Origin of the sequence: Saccharothrix sp. CB00851, from assembly GCF_001905065.1 — a bacterium.
GTDB lineage: Bacteria > Actinomycetota > Actinomycetes > Mycobacteriales > Pseudonocardiaceae > Actinosynnema.
On record NZ_LWLC01000018.1, the window covers coordinates 60,181 to 85,773 of the forward strand.

Here is a 25,593-nt window from a genome sequence, read left to right on the forward strand (position 1 = left end):
GGATCAGGCGAGGCTGGTGAGCATCTGGGCGCAGACGCGGGCCAGGTGTTTGCGCATCACGTCGGACGCGCGCAAAGGGTCACCGGCGGCCACGGCCGTGACCAAAGCGTCGTGGTCGTCCAGCGACGCGTGCTGGTGCGGCGGGTCGTCGCGCAGGCCGCTGCGCAGCAACACCACCCGCTGCTGCACCAACCTCACCTGCTCGGCGATCCGGGGACTGCGCGCCGCGTCCAGCAAAGCCTGGTGGAACGCCAGGTCCAACCGGTACGGGAAGCGTTCCCCCGCCGAGTACGCCCGCCGCGACTCCTCGCACACGGCACGCAGCCGCACGACGTCCGCATCGGTCCGCCGGGACGCCGCCAGCTCGGCCGCCGCGCATTCCAGCGCGGTCCGCAGCTCGAACAGCGCCTGCACGTCGGCCGCATCGGCGGTCGGGACCGAAGCGCCCCGGTGCGGCGCCAGCACCAGCAGCCCTTCGGACGCCAAGTGCCGGATCGCCTCGCGCAGCGGCCCGCGCGAGATGCCCAGCCGCTGGGCCAGCTCCACCTCGTTCACCCGCGCCCCGGGCGGGATGTCGCCGGTCAGCACCAGTTCCCGCAGCACGTCCACCGCCTGACCGGCCAAGCTCAGATGCAAGGGAGGTGTCACGAACGTCTCCTAGCGCGAGAGGACCCGACCCATGTTAACTGTCGACAGTTGGCAGCACACCGGTGGAGGGACGCATGGCACACGAACTGGTCGCCGAGGTCTGGCGTGGCGAGTTCCTGGAGTCCGTGCACCACGGCTCCGTGGTCGCCCTCGACCGCACCGGCCGGGAAGTGCTCGCCGTCGGCCGCCCGCACGACACCACCTACCCGCGCTCGTCCAACAAACCGGTCCAGGCGTTGGCCATGCTGCGCCACGGCCTCGACCTGAAGGACGAACTGCTGGCCCTGGCCTGCGCCAGCCACTCGGGCGAGGTCTTCCACCTCGACGGCGTCCACCGCATCCTCCACGCGCACGGCCTGACCGAGGCCGCCCTGCAGTGCACCCCCGACCTGCCCATCGGCGAGGACGCCCTCAAAGCACACCTGCGAGCGGGCCGGGCCAAGGCGCCGGAGTACATGAACTGCTCGGGCAAGCACGCCGCCATGCTCGCGACCTGCGTCGTCAACGGCTGGTCGACCCACGACTACCTCGACCCGACCCACCCCCTCCAGCGGGCCATCCGCGACACCCTGGAGGAGCTGGCGGGCGAGCGCATCGGCGCGGAAGGCGTCGACGGCTGCGGCGCGCCGCTGTTCGGCATCAGCCTCACCGGCCTGGCCAGGGCGTTCAGCACGCTGGCCCGTGCCGAGGACGGTCCGGAGCAGCGGATCGCGCAGGCGATGAACCGCCACCCGGAGTGGGTCGGCGGCACGGACCGCGACGTCACGAAGCTGATGCGGGCGATCCCGGGCGCGGTGGCGAAGGACGGCGCGGAAGGCGTCTACGCGATCGGCCTGCCGACCGGCGAAGCCGTGGCGTGCAAGATCGCGGACGGTTCCAGCCGGGCCAGGGCGGTGGTCGTGGTGGCCGCGTTGCGCAAGCTGGGAGTGGCCGCGCCGGACGAACTGGCCACGTTCCCCGTGCTCGGCCACGGCCGGCCGGTCGGCGCGGTCCGACCGGCACCCGCGTTGGCGAGTTGAGCCGCCCAGCGGCTTGAAACGCCCGATACGCTGGGTCGCATGGCCAGCGCCAGAGCCGCGGACGCACCCGACGATCGCCCGCAGGGCGACCTCGACGACGAACTGATCGGCCTCGACCCCGACGACCCCGAGACCAGGGCGTTCGCCGAGCACCTCGGCCGGATGAAGCAGCAGCCACCCAGCTTCACCATCGAGGGCACGGTCGCGGGTGTCGGGCAGTTCGCGGACTCGGCGAATCGCGCCGGTGGCCTGCGCCGGCTCACCGCGGTCGTCGTGGTCGGCCTGATCCTGCTGGGCGTGCTGATCAGCGTCTGGTACTACCTGGGCACCCTCGTCTGGGTGTTCTTCTCCTGACGAACCGGCGGGTTCCGCCGTCGTCCCGGCCGCCGCGGTGTCGACTAACGTGGAGGTATGGAACCTGTCGTCGGCGCCACCCCGAAGGTGGTCCGCTCCGAGGTTGAGTGGCGGGAGATCCTGACCCCGAAGGAGTACGCGGTGCTGCGCGACGCGGGCACCGAACCGGCGTGGGTCGGCGAGTACACCGACACGAAGACCGAGGGCGTCTACGAGTGCCGCGCGTGCGGGGCCGAGTTGTTCCGCAGCGAGACGAAGTTCGAGTCGCACTGCGGCTGGCCGTCGTTCTTCTCGCCGCTGGCCGGTGACGCGGTCATCCTCCGCGAGGACCGCACCCACGGCATGGTCCGCACGGAGGTGCTGTGCGCGACGTGCCACAGCCACCTCGGGCACGTGTTCGAGGGCGAGGGGTACGACACGCCCACCGATCAGCGCTACTGCATCAACTCGGTGAGCTTGCGTCTGGTCGAAAGCCCGGACGGTCGAGCAGACTGAGGGCGCTACCGGGCGCTACCGGCGAATGATGACCGATCCAACACCAGGAGGAATCATGCGCATCTTCAAGGGCACTGACGGCGAGGGCTCCGGCGGCGTGGACGGCGCGTCGTCCTCCTGACCGACCCCGTGCGCGCGGTGTCAACCGTTCGCCAACCCTAAGGCTTGCTAAAGCCCTCTTGCTGGGGTGTGTCCTGGCGCACACGATTGCCCCCAAGCTGGTGGACCTGGTTCCACCGAGGCCCACAGGGGGTGGACCGTGGAGCGACCGTGGGGGCTTTCAGGCCCGGAATTCCTTGAGCTGTACTGGATCGCGCTGGCCGTGTCGCTGGCCTTCGCGGTCTACGTCCGAGTGCGCCTGCGGGGGACGCGGGGAGCCTCCCCCGCGGGTGTGCTCGGCGTGCTGGACATCGCTTACCTGACCGGCGGGCCTCGACGGGTCGTCGAGGCGTCCGTGGCCGGTCTCATCGACTCTGGCGCCCTGGTGCCCGCCCGCAACGGCGCCGTGCGGATCGTCGGCTCTCCCGTGGCAGACCACCCGGTCGACCGGGCCGTGCTCGCCGACGCCGCGCGTTACCGCTACCGGACGTTGACGCTGCTCATCACGTCGGTGTCGGAGGACGACGCGCCGCGCGCGATCGGCCGCCGACTGTCCGAAATGGACTTCCTGGTCGCGCCGGACGTGGTGCGAAGGCGGTTGCGGACCGGCGTCGTGCCGATGGCGTCGCTGTTCGTCGTCGGCGTGGTGCGCTGGGTGGGTCAACTGGTGGCCAACGTGCCGGTGTGGCCGTTGACGTTGCTGCTCTTGTTGACCGGCTTGCTGATCTGGGGACTGGTGCAGCCGGCTCCGAGGACGCTCACCGCGAAGGGTCGTGACGCGGTGGCCAGGGCTCGCGCAGGCGAGGTCACCGGGGGGTGGGGAGGGACCGGCTCGACGAAAGCCGCCGAGCTGGTCGCTCTCAATGGTTTCGACGGCCACCCGGACGTGACGTTGCGTGCCGCGGCGCGTCCACGTCCGCGTCCTCGCATGGCGTCGAGCGGGGGTTCCGCGGCGGGGTCGTTCGGGGCGACGACCGGCGGCGGCTGCGGTGGCGGGGGCAGTTGCTCCGGTGGCAGCAGCTGTGGTGGTGGCGGGGGTGGCTGCGGCGGTGGTGGCGGTGGCTGATCCCGGGGCTCGTTTCAGGGCCGGGCCACGGCTGAGGCCGGCCCGGGTTGACGAGGTTCTTGCGCTTCCGTGATCCCGGCCGGGTTCGGCCGGACGGCTCCTAGGGTGGCGGCCATGACGTTCCTGTGGTGGTACGGCCCGGCGCTCGTCGCCGCGGTGGTGGTGGGCCTGCGGTGGAAGCGGGTCGCCGGTGCCGTGCCCGACCGGCCGTTGTCGTTCGAGGAGATCGGCTACCTCGGTGGTGGCCCGGTGCGGGCGGTCGAGGTGGCGTTGGCGGGGTTGGTGGCCGAGAACCGGGCACGGGTGTCCGGTTCGGTGGTCGCGGCGGTGCCCGGTGAGGAGCAGCCGGCCACCGCGTTGCAGGCGGTCGTGCTCGCCCGGCTCACGCAGCCGCGTGACCTGGACGGGCTCGTGGTCGGCGCGGCCACCAGCGGACCGGCTCGGCAGATCGGGCAACGCCTGGTCGCGGGCGGGCTGCTGGTGTCACCGCGGCGGCGGTTGGCGCGAGCGGTGCTGGTGATCGTGCCGGTGGCGGCGCTCGCGGTGGTCGCCGTGTTCGCAGGTCCGGGTGGGTGGGTGACGGTCACCGCGCTGTCGGTCACCGGCGCGCTCGGTGTCCTGCTGCTGTTGGGTCCGCCGCCCGTCCTGACGAGGCGGGGCGCGCGGGCGTACGAGGAGGCCACGGCGGGCCTCGCCCCGGTCGACCCGGCCGAGGTGACCGCCCGCTACGGCCTGGTCCGTTCCGGGTCGTCGCGCACCGCCGTCCCGCCCGTGCCGCGTGAGGGGTCGGCGCGGTCGGAGACGGCGGTGTTCGACGGCGAACGGGCGGAACCGATCGCACCTGCGGAAACCTCCCAGGCACCGCTCCCCCGGCGCAGGCGTGCCGTGGTGGTCGAACCGCAACGCTGGCAGCGGCGCAACGGGTGGCTGGTGGCCGGTGGGTGGTTCGCGGGTGGATGGCTGGCCGCGCAGTGGTTGGAGGGCGATGACGATGGCGACGCAGTGGACTCCGACTTCGGCGGGTTCGACGGGTCCGGGGGGTTCGACGCCTGAGCCGGGCTCGGAGGAGCAGGGTTTCCTGGTGGGTGGTCCGGGCCGGGCGGCCGAGGTCGCGGTGGTCTCGCTGGTCGAGGCGGGCGCGGTGCGGATCTCCCGCGAGGGCCTGGTCAGCGCGGTGGGACGGCCGGCTCACGGCGGGACCCCGCTGCAGGCGCACGTGCTGCGCAGGCTGCCGCTGCCGCTGGGCGACGTGATCTCCGCAGTGGTGTGGAGCGCGGAGGCCCGGGCGCTGCGGCTGCACCTGGTCGACCGGGGTCTGCTCACCCCGCCGGGACGGCGCAAGGCGGCGCGGCTGGCACGGTGGCTGCTGGTGGTCGCCGTGGTGCTGACGGTGATCGGGACGGGTGTGCTCGACCTGCCGTTCGGGCTCGCCTTCGGCGCGGTGGTCGCCGGGGTGGTGGGCTCGGTCGTGCTCGGGCGGCTCGCGCGTCCGCTGACCGGTCCGGGACGGCGCGTGGTGGCGCGGCTGGGGGAGGTGGCCATCTCGCCGAACCGGATCGCGCTGGTGGCCTACTACGGGTTGCTGGGCAAGGTCGTGCGCAACACCCACGTGTGGGAGGTGCTCGGCATCGCACCGGCCGCGGCAGCGACGTTGCGGCGACGGTCGCGCCGCAGCGGCTCCGATGGCGGCGCCTCGTGCGGCGGCGGGTGCGGCAGTTGTGCCAGCAGCAGCTGCGGGAGCGGCAGCAGCAGCAGTTCGGACAGCGGCGGCTCGTCGTGCGGCGGCGGAGGAGGCTGTGGGGGCGGCGGTGGCGGCGACTGACCACCGGACGCCACCCGCCCTCGCCGCAGCCGCTCCTTGTGGCGCCGACGCAGCCGCCGCGTCCGGTGAGCCCCTTCGTCTACGGCACCCACGGGCCGAGCCGGGGTCGCGCGCGTGGATCACGCTCAGGCGTGGCGTCCGGGGTGGGTCGGCGGGCCGGCTTCCTCGTTGTTCCAACCGACGTTCGAGGTCGAAGATAACAGCGTTTTGCGAGTGTCGATGTCAATGATCACTCGATGGTGTGTCGAGGGTCAGGTCGGAGACGATCTCCATACTAGCCGGGGAAGGTGGGTGTCAGCCGTGGAGAAGTTGGGTGTCGGGATCGGGTGGCGGCCGGAGATCGATCTGACGGTGGAGAGGTTGCCCGGGGTCGACTTCGTCGAGGTGGTGGCGGAGAACCTGCACGTCGGGCACTTGCCGGAGTCTGTACTCCTCCTCCGTGAACGAGGCGTTCCGGTACTGCCGCACGCCGTCTCGCTGTCCCTCGGCGGCGCGGAACCGGTGGACGCGCAGAGGGTCGCGCACCTGGCCGCACTGGCCGAAGCCCTCGACGCCCCGTTGGTCAGCGATCACGTCTGCTTCGTCCACGCGGGCGGTTTGGATTCCGGGCACCTCATGCCCCTCCCCCGCACCCGCGACGCGCTCGACGTCCTGGTCGCGAACGTCAAAGCCGCTCAGCAGGACCTGCCCGTCCCGCTCGCCCTGGAGAACGTGGCCGCCCTCCTCGACTGGCCGGACGGCGAGCTCACCGAGGGCCAGTTCCTCGCCGAACTGGTCGACCGCACGGACTGCCACCTGCTGGTCGACGTCGCCAACCTCTACGCCAACGCCCGCAACCTCGGCACCGACGTCGCCCGCTTCCTCGACGAGATCCCGCTGGAACGCCTCGCCTACGTCCACGTCGCCGGCGGCGAAGAGCACCAGGGCGTCTACCACGACACGCACGCCCACGCGGTCCTCCCGGAAGTCCTCGACGTCCTCGCCCAGCTCCGCTCCCGCGTCGACCCGCCCGGCGTCCTGCTCGAACGCGACGACGACTACCCGGCCGACGCCGAACTCGCCGGTGAACTGGCCGCGATCCGGGCGGTGCTCGGGTGACCCGGCCCCAGCGCGAACGGCTGGCCGCCGCACAGGCCGAGTTGTTGCGGGCGCTGCTGGCGGACGGCGAGGTACCCGAGGGCTTCGACCGGGAACGCGTGCGCATCGAGAAACGCGCGCTGCTCAACAAGCGCCGCGGGATCGTGGCGATGCTCCAACCCGAGGTGGCCGCGGAACTGGGCGAACGGTTCCGGCCCCTGTTCGACGACTACGCGCGCTCCCACCCCAAAGAGGTCGGCACGCGCTTCCGCGAAGACGCCGCCCGGTTCGCCGAGTGGGCGGCGGCCAGAGGCGAGCTGCAGCCACCCAAGAAGAAGCGTTGGTGGCGACGCGCAACCTGACCGCCCCCGTGCTCCGTCCGAGAGGCATGTGGAGACGAACCTGGCCATTGGGTGTGTTGTTGCTGGCCACGGCCTGCGGCACGGTGAACGCGGGCAACGGCGTCGAGTGCACGGCGATCGGCACGCGCGTCGGCGTGAGCGTGGACGTGCAGCACCCCGAGGTGGTTTCCGGGACGATCGAGGTTTGCTGGGACGGTTCCTGTGCAACCCCCGCGCTGGAGCTGTACCCGTCGAGCCGGGTCGCCGAGACGACCTGCACCGGCACCTCACCGGACGACTCGTGCAGCGCGCGCTCCGAGCCGACGGAAGGGAAGCACGGGTTCGCCGATCTGCCCCAACTGCCCGCGAAACCGGTCGACGTGACCCTGCGGCTGCTGGACCAATCCGGTTCTTCCCTCGTGGACCGGAATATCGCGCTGACCCCCGAAATGGTCTACCCCAACGGTCCGGACTGCCCAGCGGGTGGGCCACAGGCAGGTATCTCAGTTGGTGCCGACGGCTCCATTACTGAACGGTAGGTAACCGCTTACTCCGCTGAATTGGTCAAGAACCTGCCGACCAATCAGCGGCTGTCCGCCCTGTCGGAACCCTCTAGCGTCGGTGGGGTTCCAAGGGCAACGTCGCTCCGGTCCATCCGCCGCCACCGCGGGTAGCAAGCCCTTCCGGCCGCGTTCCGCCACGCGCGGCAGCCCACCGGGAGGTTCGAGAGTGAAGAGCAAACGTTGGCGTGGCCTGGCGTGGGGGGCCGTGCTCGTCGCGGCCGGCGTCACGGCGAGCAGTCCCGGGGTGTCGGGCGCGCGGGACGTCCCGTCGACCGGCGAGCACCACGAGGTCACCCTGATCACCGGCGACAAGGTGGTGCTCCTCGGGGACGAGGTGAGCGCCCTGGTCGCCGCCCCCGGGCGAGAACGCACGGTGTTCCACAGCTACCGGCGTGACGGCCACCTGCACGTGGTGCCGCGTGACGCGGCGAAGGCCGTCTCGCAGGGCAAGCTGGACCCGAGGCTGTTCGACGTCACGGGCCTGATCGAGGCCGGCTACGACGATCGCAGCCGGGACACCGTGCCCCTGATCGTGACCGGTGAGCAGGCGCCGGCGACGGCCGGGCTGCGCATCGGTCACCCGCTGCCCGCGGTCGGCTCGTACGCCGCGCAGGTGGTCAAGTCCGAGGCATCGGACACCTGGCACACGCTCGTGTCGAGGGCGAGCGTGCGCAAGGTGTGGTTGGACGGGTTGCGCCAACCGAGCCTGGACCGCTCCACCGCGCAGATCGGCGCGCCGACCGCGTGGCAGGCCGGGCACACCGGCAAGGGCGTGAAGGTGGCCGTGCTGGACACCGGGATCGACCAGGACCACCCGGACCTGGCCGGTCACGAGGTGGCGGAGCGCAACTTCACCGACGACCCGGACACCACCGACGGCGTCGGCCACGGCACGCACGTCGCGGCGACCATCGCGAGTTCGGGTGCGAGGTACAAGGGCGTGGCACCGGACGCGGACCTGTTGGACGGCAAGGTGTGCGTCGCCGCGGGCTGCGCGGAGTCGGCGATCGTGGCGGGCATGCAGTGGGCCGCGGAGCAGGGCGCGGACATCGTGAACGTCAGCCTGGGCGGCGGTGACACGGCCGAGCTGGACCCGCTGGAGGAGGCGGTGAACACGCTGTCCGCGCGGACGGGCGTGCTGTTCGTGGTCGCGGCGGGCAACAACTCGCGCCCGGAGACGATCAGCTCGCCGGGCAGCGCGGACGCGGCGTTGACGGTGGGCGCGGTGGACCGTCAGGACGGCATCGCGCCGTTCTCCAGCCGGGGTCCGCGGGTGGGTGACGGCGCGGTCAAGCCGGACATCACCGCGCCGGGCGTGGACATCGTGGCCGCGAGGTCGAGCAGCGGCACGGTCGGTACGCCGGCCGGCGACGGGTACGTGTCGATGTCGGGCACGTCGATGGCGACGCCGCACGTGGCGGGCGCGGCGGCGTTGGTCGCGCAGCAGCACCCGGACTGGTCGGGCGAGCAGATCAAGGCGGCGCTGGTGGCGTCGGCGGAGAACAACCCGGCGCTGACGGCGTTCGACCAGGGTTCGGGGCGGGTGGACGTGGCGAAGGCGGGCACGACCACGGTCACCGCGGAGCCGGCGAGCCTGGCGATGGGCTTGCAGAAGTGGCCTCACGGCGACGACACCCCGATCACGAAGACGGTCACCTACCGCAACGGCGGCACCGCGCCGATCACGTTGTCGCTGGCCACCGAGGCGAAAGGGCCGGACGGTGGTGCCGCGCCGGCGGGCTTGATCGGGGTGTCGCCGGCGAAGGTGACCGTCCCGGCGGGCGGTGAGGCGACGGCCGCGGTCACCGCCGACACGCGGCTGGGCACGGTGGACGGGCTGTTCGTGGGTTCGGTGGTGGCGACGGGTGGTCCGACGCCGCTGCGCACCGCGCTCAGCGTGAACCGGGAGGTGGAGAGCTACGACGTCCGGTTCGACTTCGTGGACGGCTCGGGCGCGCCGGCGGCCGACTACTACACGTCGATCATCGGGCTGAGCAACGGCACGTTCGCGTTCCCCTACGACGCCGACGGCTCGTTCACGCTGCGGTTGCCGAAGGGCGACTACTTCACCAGCTCCGACGTGCAGACCGACGACACGCGGCTGGCGTTGCTGCCCCGGCCGGGGTTGTCCGTCACCGCCGACACGACGGTGACGCTGGACGCCCGCGCGGCCAGGCCGTTGACGATCACCGCGCCGGACGCGGGCGCGGCGGAGGCGTTGGGTGACGTCACGATGGTGCGCACCCACGGTGACCGGCAGGCCAGCGTGAGCACGGCGTTCCTCGGCGGGTTCGGCCCGAACGTGTCCATCGCGCACGTCGGCCCGGAGCTGGCGGCCGGTGACCTGACCGCGTTGGTCGGCGCGCAGTTCCGCGGCACGCCGGACGGCGCCAAGCCGGTGACGTACCGGTTCGCGTGGACGCAGCAGGGGAAGATGCCGGTCGGTTTCGTGCGCAACGTGGCCGCCGCGGAGCTGGCCGAGGTGCGCACGAAGTTCGGGCCGGGACCGGCAGGCCGCGAGTTCGGGCTGGGCGGCAACCCGATCACCGCGGGCGGTGTGGGCGGCTGGGCGTGGCTGCCGGACGTGACGTCGCCGGGTGAGGCGGTCAACCGGGTCAACGCCGACCTGGCGTGGTCGTGGGGTTTCCTGCAGTTCGGCGCGGACGGCGCGGTGGAGGCGACGTTGACCTCACCGGAGCGCACCTACCAGCGGGGAGGGACGCACGAGGAGCGGTTCAACGACCCGGTGTTCTCCCCCGCGCTGCCCGAGTCCCGGTCGCCGTACTTGGCGCGCAGCGGTGACGAGATCAGCTTCGCGGTGCCGTTGTTCACCGACCGCGCGGGCAACGGCGGCAACGCGGCGGTGTCGTCGGCCCGGACCACGTTGCTGCGCAACGGCACGAAGGTCGGTGAGACGGCGTACGCGGCGAACGGGCTGTTCGAGGTGCCCGCGGGTGCGGCGGCCTACCGGGTGGAGACCGACGCGGTGCGGGCGGCGGGCACGTCGGAGTTCGCCACGAAGGTGAGCGCCGCGTGGACGTTCCGCTCGGACACGGCGACCGGTGGCGCGTATGTGCCGCTGCCGTTGTCGGTGGTGCGGTTCACGCCTGAGCTGGACGCGAGCGGCGCGGCGCCGAGGGGGCAGGCGCTGCGGGTGCCGCTGACCGTGCAGCAGCAGGAGGGCGCGGCCAACGGCCGGGTCGACCGGATCGACGTCGAGGTGTCGTTCGACGACGGCACGACGTGGACGGCGGTGCCGGTGGCCGCGGGCGTCGCCACGATCAGCAACCCCGCCGCGGCCGGGTACGGGTCGCTGCGGGTGAAGGCGACCGACAGCGACGGCAACGCCCTGGAGCACACCGTGATCCGGGCCTACAAGATCGTCTGATCGCCGACCGGGAGGGGCGTTCGCGACCGCGGGCGCCCCTTTCGGCGAGCAACGCCCGTTGAGCCGCACGGCCGCCCGCATGCACCACGTTGGGCCGCTGAATCGGCTACCTCGACTGGATAGCGTCGAGGTGTCGGGGGGCGACTTCACTTTCGGTGCTACCGCATTGCGTGTGCGCCTCCCGTCAGCGCGTTCCACAGCGCGCTCAACCAGATTCGGGAGGTATCTGCGTTGAATCCGAGATCACGAAGGCACCGCGTCGCTTGGGGGGCCGCGTTGGTGGCGGTCGGGTTGGCCGCCGGCACCGTGACGGCGACCGCGTCACCGCTGTCACCTGAACAGGCTCCGCCGAACCACGCCGTCGGCGAGCGGCACACCGTCACCCTGATCACCGGCGACCGGGTCGTCGTCGCCGGGCGCACCCTGCTCTCCGTCACGCCGGGTCCCGACCGCGACGGCATCACGTTCCACCGTTTCCTGCGCGACGGCCGGCTGCACGTCGTGCCGCGCGACGCGGCCCGCCCGCTCGCCGACGGCAGGCTGGACCTGCGCCTGTTCGACGTGACCGGGCTGGTCGAGTCCGGCTACGACGACGCACGACGCGACACCGTGCCGTTGATCATCACCGGCGACCAGCCGCGCACGGGCAGCGTCCGGATCACCCGCGCGCTGCCCACCATCGACTCGGTGGCCGCGCAGACCGCGAAAACCGACACGGCGAGCACCTTCCAAGCCCTGGTGAACGACCCGGGCGTGCGGAAGGTCTGGCTGGACGGCCTGCGCCGGCCGAGCCTGGACCGCTCCACCGCCCAGATCGGCGCACCCACCGCGTGGCAGGCCGGGTTCACCGGTAAGGGCATCAAGGTCGCCGTGCTGGACAGCGGTGTCGACCAGACGCACCCGGACCTGGCGGGACGGGAGGTCGCCGAGCGGAACTTCACCGACGACCCCGACACCAGTGACCTGGTGGGCCACGGCACGCACGTCGCCGCCACCGTCGCCAGTGCGGGCGCCCAGTACCGGGGTGTCGCGCCGGACGCGCAGATCCTCGACGGCAAGGTGTGCTCGCTCGGGTGCGCCGAGTCCTGGATCGTCGATGGTATGCGGTGGGCGGCCGAGCAGGGCGCCGACGTGATCAACATGAGCCTGGGCGGCACGGACACGCCGGACGTCGACCCGCTGGAGCAGGCGATCGAGACGCTGTCGGCCGAGACCGGCGCGCTGTTCGTGGTCGCGGCGGGCAACTCCGGCGGGTCGGAGACGCTGAGCTCGCCGGCCAGCGCGGACGCGGCACTCGCCGTCGGCGCGGTGAACCGGGACGACAGCATCGCGGCCTTCTCCAGCCGCGGCCCGCGCGTCGGCGACGGCGCACCACGGCCGGACATCACCGCACCGGGCGTGGACATCGTCGCGGCGAAGTCCAGCACCGGCCGCATCGGCACCCCCGTCGGTGACCGGCACGTGGCGGTATCCGGGACGTCCATGGCCACCCCGCACGTCGCGGGCGCGGCCGCGTTGATCGCCCAGCAGCACCCCGACTGGACGGGCGCGCAGATCAAGGCCGCCCTCATGGCGTCCACCAAGCACAATCCGGCGCTGACGGCGTTCGACCAGGGCACCGGCCGCGTCGACCTGGCCAAGGCGCTCACCACCGAGGTCACCGCCGACCCGCCGTCGCTCGCGCTCGGCCTGCAGGAGTGGCCGCACGACGACGACACCCCGACCACCAAGGAGTTCGCCCTCCGCAACACCGGCGGGCAGCCGGTCACCTTGAACCTCGCGCTCGACGCCAAGGGTCCCGGCGGCACGCCCGCGCCCACCGGGGTGTTCACCGTCAGCCCCGGCACGATCACCGTGCCCGCGGGCGGTGAGGCGACGGTGAGCGTCACCGCCGACACCAGGGCCGCGACCGTGGACGGCCCGTACAGCGGCACGGTCGTCGCCTCCGGCGGCGGCGTCGAGCTGCGCGTGCCGGTGGGCGTGAACCGCGAGGTCGAGAGCTACGACGTCACGTTCGACTTCGTGGACGCGCACGGCCGTCCCGCGGTCGACCACTTCGCGTTCGTCATCGGCCTGGACAGCGACAAGTTCGCGTTGGTGAGCGGCGTGGACGGCAAGGCGACCGCCCGGCTGCCCGCGGGCGAGTACCTGGTCGTGGCCGAGGTGGTGACCGACCGGGCGGTGAGCGCCATCCTGCCGATGCCGAGCCTGCGCGTCGGCCGCGACACCACCGAGGTCGCCGTGGACGCGCGCAACGCGAAACCGATCTCCGTCACGTTCCCCGACCCGAAGGCCGAGGCGCTGGTCGGCGACGTGCTGATCGAGCGCAAGAAGGACGGCGAGCTGGTGACCGCCCTCGGCGTCGTGTTCGGTGGCGGCTTCGGCGACCGGGTGGCGATCGGGCACCTCGGCCCCGAGGTGCCCGCCGCGGACCTGACCGTGCAGCTGGGCACGCAGGCCACCGGCACACCCGTCGGCACGACCCCGGTGACCTACCGGTTCTCGTGGGCCGAGCACGGGAAGGTGCCCACCGGGTTCGTCCGCGCGCCCGGCAAGCGCGACCTGGCCGAGGTGCGGTCGGAGTTCGGCCCCGGCCAGGCGGGCAAGCGGTACGGCTTCGCAGGCTTCCCGAGGGTGACCGGTGGCCTGGGCGGTATCGGCGTGGACGCCTCGGTGACCTCGCCGGGGGCGTCGATCGACTACGCCACCACCGCACCGGGGATCGGCTGGACGTGGTCGCTGGTGCAGCTCCAGGACGACGAGGTCGAGGCCGAAGTCGCCGCGCTGGCGCGCACGCACCAGCCGGGGCGCACCTACCGGCAGCGGCTCAACAACCCGGTGTTCGGGCCGTCCCTGCCCACCGGCATGCACCCGAACCTGGCCAGGAGCGGCGACGTGATCGAGTTCGCGGTGCCGCTGTTCGGTGACCGGGACGGCAACGCCGGCGTCTCGGCCACGTCCTCGGCGCGGACCAGGTTGCTGCGCGACGGGACCGTCGTCGGCGAGGTGCCGGAGGCGGGGAGCGGCCGGTTCACCGTGCCGCCGGGTGCGGCGGGCTTCCGCCTCGAAACGGAAGCCGTGCGCGCGCCGGGTGTCTCGGAGTTCACCACCGCGGTCAGCGGCGCGTGGACGTTCCGCTCGGGCACCGCGCCGGGTGACCGGGTCACGCCGCTGCCGTTGACGGTGGTGCGGTTCACCCCGGCGCTGGACGCGAACGGCGGTGCGCCCGCGGGCCGGGTGCTGCGCGTGCCGCTCGTGGTCGCGCAACAGCAGGGCGCGGCCAACGGCCGGGTGCGCGAGGTCGTGGTCGAGGTGTCGTTCGACGACGGCAGGACGTGGTCGAAGACGCCGGTGGTCGGGCGGACCGCGCTCGTCCGCAACCCCGACACCGCCGGGCACGCCTCGCTGCGCGTCAAGGGCTCGGACAGCCTCGGCAACACGTTCGAGCACACGGTGATCCGGGCTTACCAGATCGCCTGATCACCGGCCGGGAGGGGCATTCGCGTCCCGCGGGTGCCCCTCCCGGGTTCGACTCGCACTTCTCCGCCGCGCACCACGAGGTTCGGAGGTATCCGTGTTGACCACGAGATCACGACGAGTCGCCTCGGCCGCGTTGGTCGCCGGGCTCGTCGCCACCACGGCCACGGGGGTGGCCGCCGCGACACCGGACCGGGTCGGCGGCCGCGCCGGCGCCACCGTCACCCTCATCACGGGCGACAAGGTCCTGCTCAACGGCCCGATGACCGGTTCGTTCCAGGCCGGTCCCGGCCGCGAGCGGATCACGTTCCACACGTTCCGCCGCGACGGCCACCTGCACGTCGTGCCGGACGACGCGCTCGCCCCGGTCGCCGACGGGAAGCTCGACCTGCGCCTGTTCGACGTGACCGGGCTCGTCGAGTCCGGCTACGACGACGCACGACGCGACACCGTGCCGCTGATCATCACCGGCGACCAGCCGCACACCGGCAGCGTCCGGATCACCCGCGCCCTGCCCACCATCGACGCGGTCGCCGCACAAACCCCGAAAACCCAGGCCACCACGGCGTTCCAGGCCCTGGTGCACGACCCCGGCGTGAAGAAGGTCTGGCTGGACGGCCTGCGCCGACCGAGCCTCGACCGCTCCACCACCCAGATCGGCGCACCCACCGCGTGGGAAGCCGGGTACACCGGTGAAGGCGTGAAGGTCGCGGTCCTCGACGGCGGCGTGGACGGCGCGCACCCCGACCTGGCGGGCAAGGAGGTCGCGGAGCGGAACTTCACCGACGACCCCGACGCCACCGACGTGGACGGCCACGGCACGCACGTCGCCGCGACCGTCGCGAGCAACGGGATCACGTACAAGGGCGTCGCGCCGGACGCACGGATCCTGGACGGCAAGGTGTGCGTCCTCTCCGGCTGCGCCGAGTCCTGGATCCTCGACGGCATGCGGTGGGCCGTCGACCAGGGCGCCGACGTGGTCAACCTGAGCCTGGGCGGCACCGACTCGCCGGAGGTCGACCCGCTGGAAGAAGCCGTGAACACGCTGTCCGCGAGCAGCGGCACGCTGTTCGTGATCGCCGCGGGCAACTCGGCACGGCCGGGCACGGTCGGCTCACCCGGCAGCGCGGACGCGGCGTTGACCGTGGGCGCGGTGGACCGGGACGACACCATCGCGTACTTCTCCAGCCGGGGCCCGCGCGTCGGCGACAGCGCGGTCAAGCCGGACGTCACCGCACCGGGCGTGGACATCGTCGCCGCGAAGGCCGCCACCGGCACCATCGGCACCCCGGTGGGCGACCACCACGTGGCACTCTCCGGCACGTCCATGGCCACCCCGCACGTCGCGGGCGCCGCGGCCCTGATCGCCCAGCAGCACCCCGACTGGACGGGCGCCCAGATCAAGGCCGCCCTCATGGCCTCCGCCAAGCACAACCCCGCACTCACGGCGTTCGACCAGGGCACCGGCCGCGTCGACCTGGCCAAGGCCCTCACCGCCACGGTCACCGCCGACCCGGTCAGCCTGGCCATGGGCCGCCAGGCGTGGCCGCACGACGACGACGTCCCCGTCACCAAGGAGCTGACCTACCGCAACAACGGGACCGAGCCGGTCACCTTCCCGGTGACGGTCGAGGCCACCGGCCCGGACGGCGAGCCCGCCCCCGCCGGCATGTTCACCGTCAGCCCGGCTGCGGTGACCGTTCCGGCCGGCGGTGAGGCGACGGTGAGCGTCACCGCCGACACCCGGGCCGGCACCGCGGACGGCGCGTTCTCCGGGGCCGTGGTCGCGGGCGACGTGCTGCGCACACCGGTGAGCGTCGACCGCGAGGGCGAGAGCTACGAGGTCACCGCGACGTTCCTCGACGCCGAAGGCGGGGTGCCCACCCGCTACACGGGTGTCGTGATGGGCGTGGACAACGACACGTTCACGTTCCTGCGGGACAACGACAACACCGTGACCACCCGCCTGCCCAGGGGCGAGTACATGGTGTACGCCAACATCCTCAGCGGTGACCCGGCCGACCTCCGGGTCGCCGTGCTGCCGCAGCCCTCGCTGTCGGTCAAGGCGGACGCCTCGCTCACGTTCGACGCCCGCACCGCCGAGCCGGTCAAGATCACCCCGCCCGACCCGGACGCGGTGTCGATCATCGGCGACATCAGCCTCGACCGCAGGCACGAGGGCGGTCAGGTCGGGTTCAGCGCGGCGTTCCTCGAAGGGCTACCGGAGAACCTCACCCTCGGCCAGGTCGGTCCGGCGCTGCCCGAGCTCGAAGTCCTGATCGGCAGCCAGTACGAGGGCAGGCCGGTCGACGGCACGCCCGTCTCCTACCGGTTCGCGTGGGCCGAGCAGGACCGCGTGCCCACCGGGTTCGTCCGGGCGCCGGCCCGGCGCGAGCTGGCCGAGGTGCGGACCCGGTTCGGGCCCGGTCCGGCCACCGACCAGTTCGCGCACGGCGGCAACCCCGCGGGCCCGTCCGGTTCCGGCGGCTGGTCGGTGATGTTCCCGGTGCGGCCGGGTGGCGCGGCCGTCGACTACGTCACCACCGCCGACGTCACGTGGACCTGGCGGCTGACCCAGTCCCGGGGCGAGTTCGACATCGTCGCGAGCTACACCGCGCCCGACCGCTCCTACCGCCCCGGCGGGCGCGGTGCCGAGCGGTTCGCCTTCCCGGTGTTCGGGCCGGGCCTGCCCGCGTCCCGGTTCGACTACCTCGGCCGGCTCGGCGACCAGCTCATCGTGCAGGTGCCGCTGCTCAACGACGCCGACAACCACCTGGGCGGCTCCGCCTTCCAGAGCGCGCGCACCGCGCTCTACCGAGACGGGACGAAGATCGGCGAGGTCGCCGAGCCGAGTTCGGTGTTCACCGTGCCCGCGGGTGCGGCCCGCTACCGGGCGGAGGTCGACGTCGTCCGGGCGCCGGGCATCTCGGACCTGACCACCCGGGTCACCGGCGCGTGGACGTTCCGCTCCGACACCACGCCCGACGACGCCATCCACCGGCTGCCGATCTCGGTGGTGCGGTTCACGCCCCGACTCGACGCGGACGGCGGCACACCGGCGGGCCGCGTGCTCCGCATCCCGCTCACCGTCGACCAGCAGCAGGGCGCGGACAACGGACGCGTCCGCGAGGTCGACGTCGAGGTCTCGTTCGACGACGGCGAGACCTGGACGGCGGTCCCCGTCCTCGGCGGTGCGGCGTTCGTGCGCAACACCGGTGAGCCCGGCGGCTACGCGTCACTGCGCGCCAAGGGGTCCGACAGCAACGGCAACACGTTCGAGCACTCGGTGATCCGGGCCTACCGGCTCACCGGGTGACCGCTGACCGGGCGAGGAGGGGCGTCCGGGACCGGGCGCCCCTCCTCGCCGGTCACCAGGTGTCCTTGCGGAAGATCGAGCCGCCCTCGTCCGGATCGTCGTCCACCGGCGGACGGCGCGCGGGGGGCGGTGGCGGCTGCTGCTGGAACGGCTGCGGTGGCGGCGGCTGCGGGTAGCTCCGCACCGGCTGCGCGAACGTCTGGGGCGGCTCCTGCTGCTGGTACTGGGGCGGCTGCTGGTACTGGGGCGCGCCAGGCGGTCCCGGCACCACCGGCGGCGTCGGGCCCAGGCCGAGCTGGGTCGGGTCGATCGAGCTGTCCTCCAGCAGCGGGGTGGCCAGCGCCTGCACCTGCCGCGACGCCTCCGCCGACGCCTGGAACACCAGGTTCAGCAGGTTCGCCGCCAGCTCGCGGCCGTTGCGCAGGGCCCGGTCGTCGATGCGCAGGTCGACCAGCTGGCCGTTCGCCGTCACGGTGGCGGTCAGCAACCCGTCCCCGGACTTGCGGGTCACCCGCAGGTCCGCCAGTTGACCTTGCAGTTCGTCGGCCTGCCGCTGCTTCTGCTCCGCGAGCTGGGTGAATTGGGCCAGCTTCTGTTCGAGATCTTCTCGCATCGCGCCCTCGATCCGCTGTACTACAGTCTGCCGCAGGCTAGTGCACGCGAACGGCGGCGCAATTCGCGATCCGACGGAACCGAAGCGGGATCGCGACCGTCCGAGTGATCGGCATTGGAGGTGGCGCATGACGGCGAAGTTCGACGTCAAGCTCGATGGCATCCTGGAGTTCGCGGGCTCGTCGGTCCGCCGGGGCGATCGGTTCGACCAGGTCATGGCCGAGTTGGAGGCCGCGAAGGTCGGCCGCGAGTCGTTCGGCAAGATGCCGTCCAGCGGCGAGATCTTCGCGTCGTACGAAGAGCGCGTGACTTCGACGATGAACGATCTCAAGGAATGCGCCGAGGCCATGCGCGACATCGCCGAATCCGTGCGCGACACCGCCGAGGACTACAAAGGCGTCGACGGCGGAATCGGAGAACTCCTCACAGACGTCGGCCAGGGCCTCGAAGGGCTGACGATTCCGAAGGTGGGCGGATGAGTCCCAGCACGACCGTCGAGGTCAACAACAAGATCGAGACGTTCCTCAACGGCTGCCCCGGCCCGGTCCAGGGCATCATCCGGCCGTTGCTCACGCCGTTCCTGGAGGCCATCGACTGGGTCGCGGGCGACCCGGACGACCTGATCCGCGCGGCCGACGCCTGGGAGAAGGCGGCCACCGACATCCGCGCGATCGTGTCGGACGAGGCGAGCGCGCGGCAGGCCGTCACCGGGGTGTGGCAGGGCCCGGCGGCGGACAAGTTCAACGGCCGGCTGACCGAGATCGAGGAGCAGATCGACCAGCTCGCCCAGAACGTGCAGGACACGTCGGGGATGCTGGTGGAGGCGGCGAAGGGCTGCGTCGACTCGGCGAACCTGATCATCGACCTCGTCATCGACCTGATCATGATGCTGGTGACGGACCTGCTGGTGAGCCTCGCGCTGTCGGTGGTCAGCTTCGGCGCGTCCCTCGCGGCCGGCGCCGCCGCGGCCGCCGCCAAGGCCGCGGCCACCCTCGGCAAGGTCTTCAAGATCGTGAAGAAGCTCGCCGACCTGCTGATGAAGCTGTCGAACCTGCTGCGCAAGCTCGCCGACGCGGCCAAGGCGTACAAGGCCGGCCTGAAGGCGATCAAGGCGCTGAAGAAGGCCGCGGGCACGTTCAGCAAGGAAGGCATCGCGCTCGGCGTGGCCAAGTCGATCTACACCGCGCCGGTGCGCATCCCGCTCGGCCAGGTGCTGGGCGAGTCGGTGCCCGGCGGACCGGTCGGCGGCCTGGTCAACATGGGCAAGGACGTCTACAACTACGCCACCGACGACGACTGATGGTCGACGACCTCAAGGTGTGGGGTGACGACGTGCGCCGCGTGTTGTCACCCGGTGAGGCCCTGCTCGCGATCACGTCCGTCGGCGTGGCCTACGGCGCGCGCGGCGGGGCCGAACCGGACTTCTGGACCACTCCCGCGGGTCGTGCCGTGGACCGGGTGCGGCAGGCCGTGCCGGAGCCGAAGGGCTGGGTGGGCAAGGCGCTGGCCGGGGTGGGCGGGGTGGCGTTCGCGTCGCCGTCGCTGGACCTGCCGAGCGAGTTCCCGGAGAGCTGGATCGGCGGTCGCACGTGCTTCGGGCCGGCCGGGTCGGTGGCCCGGCGGCTGGAAGCGGCCGTGACGGGGCACAGCTTCTTCGCCGTGACATCGCAGCGGGTCGTGGTTCTCGTCAACGCGGACGACCGGATGGGCGTGACGTGGGCGGAGCCGCGTGGCGTCGTGGTGGCGGCCCGGCACCGCCCCCGGCTGCTCGCGCGGGGACGGTTCGGCCTCGTGTTCTCCGACGGTTCGTGGATCGTGCTCGGCACGTTCGGCGCGCACGTCGGCAGCGCCTGCGCCAAGCGCGTCGTCGCCGCCCTTACGGCAGGTTCGTGACCAGCTCGGCGGCCGGCACGCGGGTGCCGGTGTAGAACGGGATCTCCTCGCGCACGTGGCGGCGCGCCTCGGTGCCGCGCAGGTGCCGCATGAGGTCCACGATGCGGTGCAGCTCGTCGGCCTCGAACGCCAGCATCCACTCGTAGTCGCCCAGCGCGAACGACGCCACCGTGTTCGCCCGCACGTCCGGGTAGTCCCGCGCCTCCTTGCCGTGGTCGGCGAGCATGCGGCGGCGGTCCTCCTCCGGCAGCAGGTACCACTCGTAGGACCGCACGAACGGGTACACGCACACGTACTTGCGCGCTTCCTCGCCCGCCAGGAACGCCGGGATGTGGCTGCGGTTGAACTCGGCGGGCCGGTGCAGCGCGACCTGGCTCCACACCGGGGTCGACGCGCGGCCCACGGCGGTGCGGCGGAACCCGGTGTAGGCCTGCTGGACCTGCTCGATCTCCTCGGCGTGCCACCAGATCATGTAGTCGGCGTCCGCGCGCAGGCCCGCCACGTCGTACACGCCGCGCACCACGACGCCCTTGGCCTCCAAACCGTCCAGGTACTCCTGCGCCTCGGCCGCGGCCGGACCGCGGTCGTCGGGCAGGCGACCGGGCTCCACCCGGAAGACCGACCACATGGTGTAGCGGATGGTGTCGTTGAGTTCGGTGTAGTTCAGGCGGGCCATGGCCCAATCCTCTCACTCAGTGGGCGCGGCCCAGGACGTGAGCGGCGACACGGGCCGCCGCGGCGTCGGCCGTCGCGATGCACGCGGGGATGCCGACGCCGTGCAGCGTGGCGCCCGCCACGGCCAGGCCCGGCACGGCGCGGACGGCGTCCTCGATGCCCCGCACGAGGTCCACGTGGCCCACGCCGTACTGGGGCAGGCCGCCGCCCCAGCGGGTGACGAGGGTGTCGATCGGCTCGGCCGTGATGCCGGTCAGCTCGCGCAGGTCGTGGCGGACGGCGGCGACCAGTTCGTCGTCGTCGCGCTGCAGCAGGTGCGCCTCGCCGTGCCTGCCGACGCTGCCGCGCACCAGCACGGGTTCACCGGCCAGGTGCGCCCACTTGCGGCTGGAGAAGGTGAACGCCTTCGCGGTGAACGGCACGCCGTCCGCGGCCCGTTCGCCCTCGGCCAGCAGCACACCGGACCGCTCGGGCAGCTCGGTGCCCGGCGGCAGGGCCAGCGCCACCACCGCCATCGACGCCAGCTCGACCTCGGCGTACCGGCGGGACGCGGCGGGCGCGACGTCGGCGAGGAGCTTGCGCGCGGCGGGCGCGGGCACGGCGAGCACGACGCCGTCCGCGTCCAGGTGCTCGGGCGCGGCGGCGGAGCCGATCTCCAGCCGCCAGTCGTCCCCGTGGCGGACCAGGGCGCGCACCGGCAGGCCGAGCTTGATCTCGGCCGACTGCGCCAGCCGGGCCACCAACGTCGACAGGCCGTCGCGCAGCGTGCCGAAGACCGGCGGGCGGGTGACCCCCGATCGGGGCGGCGCGGGCAGGGTGGTCGCGGCGGCGGCCAGCAGCGAGCCGGCACCGGCGTCCAGCGCGGCGGCCAGTTGTGGCATGGTCGCGCGCAGCCCGAGCACGTCGGTGCGGCCCGCGTAGACACCGCCGAGCAGCGGCCCGACCAGGCGGTCGCCCACCTCGGGCCCGAACCGCTCGCGCAGCAGCGCGCCCACGGACACGTCCGCGCCGTCCAGCCGGACCGGCGGCAGGTCGGGTTCGGCGGCGACCCGGCGCAGCCCTTCGTGCGACAACACCTGGCGCACGGCGTCCACTGACGCGGGGACACCCATCAGGGTGTGCCCGGGGATGGGCCGGGTGTCGCCGGCGGCGTGGATGCTCGCCGCCGCCTTCGTCGGGTGGACCACCTGGTCGGCGAGGCCGAGTTCGGCTGCCAGCTCGGTGGCCTCGGGCCGGCGGTGCAGGAACGCCTCCGCGCCCACGTCGTACGCGCGGCCGGCGAGCTCGACCGTGCGCAGCTTGCCGCCCAGCCGCGGCGACTGCTCGACCACGGTGATCTCGGCGCGCGGGCCGAGCAGCCCGCGCAACCGGTGCGCGGCGGCGAGGCCGGAGATCCCGCCGCCGACCACCGCCACCCGCGGCGTTCTCATGCGACCCGGTGCACCAGCTCGACGGCCCGGGTGATCACGTCCGGGTCGGTGTCGGGCAGCACGCCGTGGCCGAGGTTGAAGATGTGCCCGGCGGCGGCGCGGCCCTCGCGCTTGATCCGCTCGATCTCGCGTTCCAGCGCGGGCAGGCCCGCGAACAGCAGCGCCGGGTCGAGGTTGCCCTGGACCACCGGCTTGGGCAGGTCCGGCGCGGCCTCTTCGAGACGCCTCACGGCCACGTCCAGCGGCGTGCGCCAGTCGACGCCCACCACGTCCGCGCCCGCTTCCCGCATCGCGGGCAGCAGCTCGCCCGTCCCGACGCCGAAGTGGATGCGCGGCACCCCGCTGACGCTCCGCAACACCCTGGTCGAGTGCGGCAGCACGAACTCGCGGTAGTCGCGCTCGGACAGCGCACCCGCCCACGAGTCGAACAGCTGGACCGCCTTCACGCCCGCGCGCACCTGCACCCGCAGGAACTCGGCCGTGATGCCGGCCAGCCGGTCCAGCAGCGCGTGCCACAGGTCCGGGTCGCCGTGCATGAGCGCCTTGGTGCGCTCGTGGTGCTTGCTCGGGCCGCCCTCGACCAGGTAGGACGCCAGGGTGAACGGCGCGCCGGCGAAGCCGATCAGCGGCACGTTCCCGAGCTCGGCGTTGAGCAGCCCGATCGCGTCGACCACCGGCCGGACCTGCTCCTCGTGCAGCTCGGGGATGGCCTTGACGTCGGACTCCGTCGCGATCGGCTTGGCCACCACCGGCCCGGTGCCCGGCACGATGTCCAGGTCCACGCCCGCGGCCTTGAGCGGCACGACGATGTCGGAGAACAGGATCGCGCCGTCCACGTCGTGGCGGCGCACCGGCTGCAGGGTGATCTCGCAGACCATCCCCGGGTCCATGCAGGCGTCCAGCATCGCGGTGCCTTCGCGCAGCTTGCGGTACTCCGGCAGGGAACGGCCCGCCTGGCGCATGAACCAGACCGGGGTGCGTGACGGCCGGCCGCCGCGCGCGGCGACGAGCAACGGGGCTTCGGTGATGTCGTTCATCTCGTCCGCCATCGTCCCATGGGTTGGGCGGACGGCATCTTCGGGCGTGCGGTGGTGGGCCCGGCGTGCCGCGCTCACGTTCCGAGGTTTAGGGGCCTACAGTCCGTGGTGTGACGGAGCCCGAACTGTTCCAGCGGGCGGTGGCCACGCTCCGGTCGGTGCGAACCCGACCCGAACTGGAGTTGACCGAGGTGCGCCCGCCCCAGCGGCTGGCGCCTTGGTCCTTCGCGTTGACCGCGGAGGTGACCGGGCCCGCCGACGAGCTGTCCACGGGACGGCTCGTGCTGCTGCACGACCCGGACGGGGTCGAGGCGTGGTCGGGCGTGTTCCGGCTGGTCGCCTACGTGCGGGTGGAACTGGACGCGGAACTGGCCGCCGACCCGCTGCTGCCCGAGGTGGGCTGGTCGTGGCTGGTCGAGGCGCTGGAGACGTCCGGCGCGGCCTTCCTGGCCCTGGGCGGCACCGTCACCCAGACGTCGTCCGCGAGGTTCGGCGACATCGCCGGCCCGGCCCGCACGGACGACCTGGAACTGCGCGCCTCCTGGACCGCCCGGGACGCCGAACTGGCCTCCCACGGCACCGCCTTCTTCGACCTCATGGCCACCGCCGTCGGCCTACCCCCGGTGGGCGTGAGCACCCTCCGCTGACGCGGCCCGCCAGCCGTTCCAACCGCCAGTCATCCATCACCGCGCAAGTTGTCCACAACCACCACCCACCACCCCGGCTTTCGTCGGTGCCGACCGGCAGAATCAAGACAGGGGTCCCCTGGCGGGGACGCCTGCGTGAGCACGGGCCGGGCACATCGCCGAGCCGCGGACGGCGGCGAGGGTCGCGCCTCGGCAGCTCCAACGCGGGTCGCCGGGTGGGGCCCTGCGCAGCGGGGCGGGTCAGTCGTTGGCGCGGAGCACGCGCAGGGCGTTGAGGCCCGCCAGCTTGGCGCAGTCGTCCTCGCTCCACCCCCGGTCCAGCAGGGCGCCGATCAGGTCCGGGTAGCAGGAGACGTCCTCCATGCCCTCCGGCAGGCTGCGCGTCCCGTCGTAGTCGCCGCCGAGCCCGATGTGGTCGATCCCGGCCACCTCGCGGGCGTGTTCAAGGTGGTCGAGCACGTCGTCCATGGTCACGCGAGGTGTGGGGGCGCCGTCCTGCCAGGTGTCCAGGAAGCGGTGGCGGGTGTCGAGGTCGTTGTGGTTCTCGCCCGCCGCCTCCATCGCGGCCTTCAGGTGCGCGTCCCACTCGACGTAGGCCTGCGACAGGAAGTGCGGCACGAACGTCACCATGCACACGCCGTCGTTGTCCCGCAGCCGCGCCAGCACGTCGTCCGGCACGTTGCGCGGGTGGTCGGCGACCGCGCGGCACGAGGAGTGGCTGAACACGACCGGGCGGGTGGAGACCTCCAGGGCGTCCCGCATCGTGGTCGGCGCGACGTGCGACAGGTCGACCAGCATCCCGACGCGGTTCATCTCCCGCACCACGTCACGCCCGAAGTCGGTCAGGCCGCCGTGCTCGGGTTCGTCCGTCGCCGAATCGGCCCACGGCGTGTTCTCGTTGTGAGTGAGCGTCATGTACCGCACGCCGAGCCGCCGCAGCGCGCGCAGCACGCCCAACGACCCGTTGATGCTGTGTCCGCCCTCTGCGCCGATCAGGGAGGCTATCCGCCCGTCCCGGAAGGCCCGTTCAGCCTCGTCGGCGGTGGTCGCGATGCGCAGGTGCGCCGGGTAGCGCGCGGCGAGGTCGTGCACCAGCTCCACCTGCTCCAGCACGGCGGTGACGGCTGCGTCGCCCGCCAGCCGGCAGGGAACCCAGACGGACCAGAACTGCATCCCCAACCGGCCGTCGCGCGCCCGGACCAGATCGGTCTGGAGGGCGGGCTGCCGCACGGTCAAGTCGACGGTTGAGACGGACGCGACCGGGTCACCCGCCGTTGACTTTTCACCGAATTGCCCCGTGGCGGCCAAGTCGCGCAGCGCCCACGGCAGGTCGTTGTGCCCGTCGACGAGGGGCACCCGGGCCAGCAGTTCCTCGGCCCGGCCTCGACCTGTGGTGCTCGCCACCCGCAACTCCTTGATGTCGTCGTGAGAACCGCTCGCGTTACGCCCCCGATCGAGTTGTCAGCCGATCGTGTGACAACAGGGGCCATCAGTGACAACTCATTCGGGATAGATACCCGATTGATCGTCCCGTAGACCCGCTTGGGCGGCTACGCTGCCCCAGACGACACCACTTTCGGTCGATCAGTGGCGCGGCTGATTGGACGAAAGTCCCGGTGCCGGTCGGGGGGCAC

Annotated in this window: 22 protein-coding genes; 16 read left to right on the forward strand and 6 right to left on the reverse strand. The window is 72.6% G+C overall.

Features of this window, described 5'->3' with window-relative positions; genetic code table 11:
* Positions 1-3: 3 nt before the first annotated feature.
* Positions 4-648, reverse strand: coding sequence for a GntR family transcriptional regulator (locus tag A6A25_RS18900; protein ID WP_073891889.1), 645 nt, complete (start codon positions 646-648; stop codon positions 4-6).
* 74 nt (positions 649-722) lie between these two features.
* On the opposite strand from A6A25_RS18900, the gene A6A25_RS18905 reads away from it, so the two are divergent.
* The 12 genes from A6A25_RS18905 to A6A25_RS18960 all read left to right on the forward strand — a co-directional run bounded on the left by A6A25_RS18905 (position 723) and on the right by A6A25_RS18960 (position 17,665).
* The gene (locus tag A6A25_RS18905) at positions 723-1,667 is read left to right on the forward strand and encodes an asparaginase (RefSeq protein WP_073891890.1); all 945 of its coding nucleotides are present in this window, start codon (positions 723-725) and stop codon (positions 1,665-1,667) included.
* A 39-nt stretch (positions 1,668-1,706) separates the two neighbouring features.
* Positions 1,707-2,021, forward strand: coding sequence for a hypothetical protein (locus A6A25_RS18910; RefSeq protein ID WP_073891892.1), 315 nt, complete (start codon positions 1,707-1,709; stop codon positions 2,019-2,021).
* A 57-nt stretch (positions 2,022-2,078) separates the two neighbouring features.
* Positions 2,079-2,516, forward strand: coding sequence for a peptide-methionine (R)-S-oxide reductase MsrB (msrB, locus tag A6A25_RS18915; RefSeq protein WP_073891893.1), 438 nt, complete (start codon positions 2,079-2,081; stop codon positions 2,514-2,516).
* A gap of 259 nt (positions 2,517-2,775) precedes the next feature.
* A complete protein-coding gene (locus tag A6A25_RS46365; protein WP_073891895.1) occupies positions 2,776-3,681 on the forward strand; it encodes a TIGR04222 domain-containing membrane protein in 906 nt (301 codons plus the stop codon).
* Between the two features lie 114 nt (positions 3,682-3,795).
* Positions 3,796-4,734 carry a TIGR04222 domain-containing membrane protein gene (locus A6A25_RS18925; RefSeq protein ID WP_073891897.1) on the forward strand — a complete coding sequence of 313 codons (939 nt, stop codon included), beginning with the start codon at positions 3,796-3,798 and terminating at the stop codon, positions 4,732-4,734.
* On the forward strand, positions 4,673-5,503 hold the full coding sequence (locus A6A25_RS18930) for a TIGR04222 domain-containing membrane protein (protein WP_073891898.1): 831 nt from the start codon (positions 4,673-4,675) through the stop codon (positions 5,501-5,503). The genes A6A25_RS18925 and A6A25_RS18930 overlap by 62 nt, the downstream gene beginning before the upstream one ends.
* Positions 5,504-5,803: 300 nt before the next feature.
* The gene (locus A6A25_RS18935; RefSeq protein WP_073891900.1) at positions 5,804-6,601 is read left to right on the forward strand and encodes a DUF692 domain-containing protein; all 798 of its coding nucleotides are present in this window, start codon (positions 5,804-5,806) and stop codon (positions 6,599-6,601) included.
* The gene (locus A6A25_RS18940; RefSeq protein ID WP_073891901.1) at positions 6,598-6,942 is read left to right on the forward strand and encodes a hypothetical protein; all 345 of its coding nucleotides are present in this window, start codon (positions 6,598-6,600) and stop codon (positions 6,940-6,942) included. The genes A6A25_RS18935 and A6A25_RS18940 overlap by 4 nt, the downstream gene beginning before the upstream one ends.
* Positions 6,924-7,460, forward strand: coding sequence for a hypothetical protein (locus A6A25_RS18945; protein ID WP_143193251.1), 537 nt, complete (start codon positions 6,924-6,926; stop codon positions 7,458-7,460). The genes A6A25_RS18940 and A6A25_RS18945 overlap by 19 nt, the downstream gene beginning before the upstream one ends.
* Before the next feature lie 190 nt (positions 7,461-7,650).
* Positions 7,651-10,872, forward strand: coding sequence for a S8 family serine peptidase (locus A6A25_RS18950; protein ID WP_073891903.1), 3,222 nt, complete (start codon positions 7,651-7,653; stop codon positions 10,870-10,872).
* Between the two features lie 279 nt (positions 10,873-11,151).
* Positions 11,152-14,352: a S8 family serine peptidase gene (locus A6A25_RS18955; RefSeq protein WP_241828787.1), complete on the forward strand. Its 3,201-nt coding sequence runs from the start codon at positions 11,152-11,154 to the stop codon at positions 14,350-14,352.
* 94 nt (positions 14,353-14,446) lie between these two features.
* Positions 14,447-17,665, forward strand: coding sequence for a S8 family serine peptidase (locus A6A25_RS18960; protein ID WP_083668454.1), 3,219 nt, complete (start codon positions 14,447-14,449; stop codon positions 17,663-17,665).
* 52 nt (positions 17,666-17,717) lie between these two features.
* On the opposite strand, the gene A6A25_RS44090 is transcribed toward A6A25_RS18960, so the two are convergent.
* A complete protein-coding gene (locus A6A25_RS44090) occupies positions 17,718-18,278 on the reverse strand; it encodes a YbaB/EbfC family nucleoid-associated protein (RefSeq protein WP_073891906.1) in 561 nt (186 codons plus the stop codon).
* 127 nt (positions 18,279-18,405) lie between these two features.
* Between A6A25_RS44090 and A6A25_RS44095 the strand changes: the two genes are divergently transcribed.
* From A6A25_RS44095 to A6A25_RS18980, 3 genes are read left to right on the forward strand one after another with little or no spacing between them, the layout of a single operon-like run.
* On the forward strand, positions 18,406-18,756 hold the full coding sequence (locus A6A25_RS44095) for a hypothetical protein (RefSeq protein ID WP_073891907.1): 351 nt from the start codon (positions 18,406-18,408) through the stop codon (positions 18,754-18,756).
* A complete protein-coding gene (locus tag A6A25_RS18975; protein WP_073891909.1) occupies positions 18,753-19,577 on the forward strand; it encodes a WXG100 family type VII secretion target in 825 nt (274 codons plus the stop codon). Before A6A25_RS44095 ends, A6A25_RS18975 begins: the two co-directional genes overlap by 4 nt.
* Positions 19,577-20,170: a hypothetical protein gene (locus A6A25_RS18980; RefSeq protein WP_073891910.1), complete on the forward strand. Its 594-nt coding sequence runs from the start codon at positions 19,577-19,579 to the stop codon at positions 20,168-20,170. The genes A6A25_RS18975 and A6A25_RS18980 overlap by 1 nt, the downstream gene beginning before the upstream one ends.
* Here A6A25_RS18980 and hemQ read toward each other — a convergent pair.
* From hemQ to hemE, 3 genes are read right to left on the reverse strand one after another with little or no spacing between them, the layout of a single operon-like run.
* The gene (hemQ, locus tag A6A25_RS18985) at positions 20,154-20,846 is read right to left on the reverse strand and encodes a hydrogen peroxide-dependent heme synthase (RefSeq protein ID WP_073891912.1); all 693 of its coding nucleotides are present in this window, start codon (positions 20,844-20,846) and stop codon (positions 20,154-20,156) included. The genes A6A25_RS18980 and hemQ overlap by 17 nt on opposite strands.
* Before the next feature lie 16 nt (positions 20,847-20,862).
* Positions 20,863-22,275 carry a protoporphyrinogen oxidase gene (gene hemG, locus A6A25_RS18990; protein ID WP_073891913.1) on the reverse strand — a complete coding sequence of 471 codons (1,413 nt, stop codon included), beginning with the start codon at positions 22,273-22,275 and terminating at the stop codon, positions 20,863-20,865.
* Positions 22,272-23,324 carry a uroporphyrinogen decarboxylase gene (hemE, locus tag A6A25_RS18995; protein ID WP_073891914.1) on the reverse strand — a complete coding sequence of 351 codons (1,053 nt, stop codon included), beginning with the start codon at positions 23,322-23,324 and terminating at the stop codon, positions 22,272-22,274. The genes hemG and hemE overlap by 4 nt, the downstream gene beginning before the upstream one ends.
* 98 nt (positions 23,325-23,422) lie before the next feature.
* On the opposite strand from hemE, the gene A6A25_RS19000 reads away from it, so the two are divergent.
* The gene (locus A6A25_RS19000) at positions 23,423-23,959 is read left to right on the forward strand and encodes a DUF3000 domain-containing protein (RefSeq protein WP_073891916.1); all 537 of its coding nucleotides are present in this window, start codon (positions 23,423-23,425) and stop codon (positions 23,957-23,959) included.
* A 240-nt stretch (positions 23,960-24,199) separates the two neighbouring features.
* Here A6A25_RS19000 and A6A25_RS19005 read toward each other — a convergent pair whose 3' ends face one another.
* Positions 24,200-25,363 (reverse strand): dipeptidase, encoded by a 1,164-nt coding sequence (locus A6A25_RS19005; RefSeq protein WP_073891917.1) that lies wholly within the window; start codon positions 25,361-25,363, stop codon positions 24,200-24,202.
* Positions 25,364-25,593: the final 230 nt, after the last annotated feature.